Annotated in this window: 3 protein-coding genes and 1 pseudogene; 3 read left to right on the top strand and 1 reads right to left on the bottom strand. The window is 47.6% G+C overall.

Features of this window, described 5'->3' with window-relative positions; translation table 11 throughout:
• A partial coding sequence (locus CF651_RS32180) for a BclA C-terminal domain-containing protein (protein WP_425436208.1) occupies positions 1–751 on the top strand: 751 nt, incomplete at its 5' end.
• A gap of 72 nt (positions 752–823) precedes the next feature.
• On the opposite strand, the gene CF651_RS05300 is transcribed toward CF651_RS32180, so the two are convergent.
• A complete protein-coding gene (locus CF651_RS05300) occupies positions 824–1,438 on the bottom strand; it encodes a DUF1796 family putative cysteine peptidase (protein WP_094013825.1) in 615 nt (204 codons plus the stop codon).
• Between the two features lie 192 nt (positions 1,439–1,630).
• Between CF651_RS05300 and CF651_RS05295 the strand changes: the two genes are divergently transcribed.
• On the top strand, positions 1,631–2,311 hold the full coding sequence (locus CF651_RS05295) for a DUF6385 domain-containing protein (protein ID WP_094013824.1): 681 nt from the start codon (positions 1,631–1,633) through the stop codon (positions 2,309–2,311).
• 34 nt (positions 2,312–2,345) lie between these two features.
• Positions 2,346–2,877, top strand: a pseudogene (locus CF651_RS05290) (DUF6385 domain-containing protein); the annotation flags it as partial.

The following is a 2,877-nucleotide window of genomic DNA, read 5'->3' as shown; positions in this document are numbered from 1 at the left end:
TGGGGCAACAGGAAGCACTGGTGCGACAGGTGATACTGGAGCGACGGGAGCAACTGGTGCGACAGGGGATACTGGAGCGACAGGAAGCACTGGTGCGACAGGTGACACTGGAGCGACGGGAGCAACTGGTGCGACAGGGGATACTGGAGCGACAGGAAGCACTGGGGCGACGGGAGATACTGGAGCGACAGGAAGCACAGGAGCAACAGGAGATACTGGAGCGACAGGAAGCACTGGGGCGACGGGAGATACTGGAGCAACAGGAAGCACTGGAGCGACGGGAGGAACTGGAGCAACAGGTGATACTGGAGCAACAGGAAGCACAGGAGCAACAGGCGATACCGGAGCGGCAGGAGGTCTTTCCAGCTTCACAAGTCGGTATGATGGTACGGGTCAATCGATTCTTGCTACCGGTGGTACAGTGTCCTTCGATTCACTCGATTCCACTTTTGGGCCATCCGTTACGTATAGTGCCGCTACGGACCAATTTACGATTCAATCGGGTTACTATCATATTGCTGTTGCAATCTACTTCACTGTGGGCGTAGGGGCTGTAATAAATGCACGATTCAATTCAACCCCTATTACGGGTGCGCAAATCACCCTGTTGTCGGTAGGGCAATATACGATATTGGAATTCATTTACAATGCGGCTGCTGCAGGCACTTTAGACATATTCGTATCCGGAACTGATGCAACGATTCCTGCAGGGGATCGTACCGCGCAAATTGTTATCGAGAAGCTTCAATAGGAACAAAAATTGACTCTGTCCCGGACAGAGTCAATTTTTTGACTAATGCAGTCTGCGTATATGAATTTCTCCTTATAATTCGGATACAAGCTGGAACCTGTGCAATATGATACGCCATAAATCATCACATTCCAGCTCCAAGGGGATTTGGATGGAGCATACTTTTTCAAGGGAACAGCCGGTGTCTATGATTTGGTATGTCGTGCTATGATTCACTAGTAATATACGGAAATCATGGGTAACCAAGCCGGACAGTACTTGCTGCAGCTCCAGCACCTCCTCCCATGTTCCGCCCAGACGGATGAACAGGATTTTCGGGCAGGTATCACATTTCTCCAGAAATCTTTGGATTCTGCGGTCCATCTTACGTCGGAGCTCGGGGTAGCAGGTTAAATCATGTACGTTTTGTTTGAGCGGCATATCGTGGGCCAGTGTAATATTGTAAAACACATCGCGGTACAGCATATTCCCGGCGTTAGGCTGCAATGCCAAGTGCTTATAGTCCAAGAACGAGGTAAAACGGTTACGAAGGAGCAGATTCACATGCTGCAGCGAAGGCGAGAGCATCCAATCGAGTACACCGCTGTAAGGCCTCAGCTGGTTTTTTCTTAACTGAATGGAGGCAAGGCATTTGCTGCCCAGACTGAATATAGCATCATAGCACCCATTTATTTCCTCTAGTTTCATCCCAACACCCCCAAATAACGATTGCTATAATTTATGAAATAGAGAGTAGGGTGGCTTGGACTCATCCTGATCGCCCTAATTTATAAAATCCCAAACTTTCCAAAGGGTGATTCCATACACTATTGTAAATATGGATTTAAATTCCAAACTGTGCACTGAAATTGTTTTTTTGGGCAGAGGAGGTGAGACCCCATGCTTTTAAAACAAAAAAATAGCGGCTGCAAAGTGAAGCTGTGCATCAACAATAAGGTTAAAACGCCTAAAAAGGGCTACATCACGATTTTTACTTGCAAACCACTGAAGATAGAGCCAAACAAGAAAAAATGCCGGAAGCATCATAAAGGAAATAAGTGCCGTCGAATTCCATGTCGTCCCAAGCTATGTAAATTAAAGCAGCCTGTTCGAGTGATTGCCAATCAGCTTGATATCCGCAAGCTGGTTCCAGAGACCGATCAAGTGGAAATTTTCGGCACGGACGGAACTCACCTCCAGCCTATTCGAACGGATGGAGCCGGACGATTAGAGGTTGTTCAAGGTCCTGTAATGAATACCATCTTTAGAGAAGAAAGCTTCTTAAACCAAAAGGTCACTCACCTTTTTACCTCGTTACCTCTTCAAAACACGGCGGTTAGGACAGTTACTTCTTATGCTGTCATTAATAGAGGAGCCTCTCCTGCAACCATCCGGATTGAAATCAGTCCTAACGGTCAGGATTTTGCAACAGATCAGCAAGAAGTGGTTGTCCCGAATACAATGCGGGTGCTGGTTCCTATTCGTTTTTTGAAATGGACTCGCTTTTCAGCCAGAACGGATAGTCCGGATCACGAAACCTGTTTGGATGTTTATTTTCAATCCCAAACCGTAGGAACCTAAAATATATGGAATGAGGTAAAGGAGGAGCTAAACTGTGCCGAACTATGCAACTTTTCAGATCGACCCGGATAATTTGCGAACCTTAATTTATGGAAAAGATAGTACCGGAGTAAATCGCGTTATTGCCACGGATGGCTCAGGTAACGTGCAGACTGTAATTGTTGACGGAACAATAACAAACGTTTTGGGAGCGACGATTACAGCAGGAACGTTGACGTCAGCCGGCACGGTGACGAACATCCTGAACGGAACGATTACAAGCGTACTGGGTACAACGATTACAGCAGGAACGCTGACGTCAGCCGGCACGGTGACGAACATTTTGGATGGAACGATCACAAATGTGCTGGGAGCAACAATCACGGCGGGGACGCTGACGTCAGCCGGCACGGTGACGAACATCCTGGATGGAACGATCACAAATGTGCTGGGAGCAACAATCACGGCGGGGACGCTAACGTCAGCCGGCACGGTGACGAACATCCTGGAGCTGTCTCTTTTCCACAACTCCCGGGCCACCAAAATCAAGCAAAATTCGTATTACGCATTTCGATTTCACAACAAAA

The organism is Paenibacillus rigui, assembly GCF_002234615.1.
GTDB classification, from domain to species: Bacteria; Bacillota; Bacilli; order Paenibacillales; family NBRC-103111; genus Paenibacillus_S; species Paenibacillus_S rigui.
The sequence above is the reverse complement of the archived record's forward strand: the minus strand, read 5'-3'. Positions and strand labels throughout refer to the sequence as shown.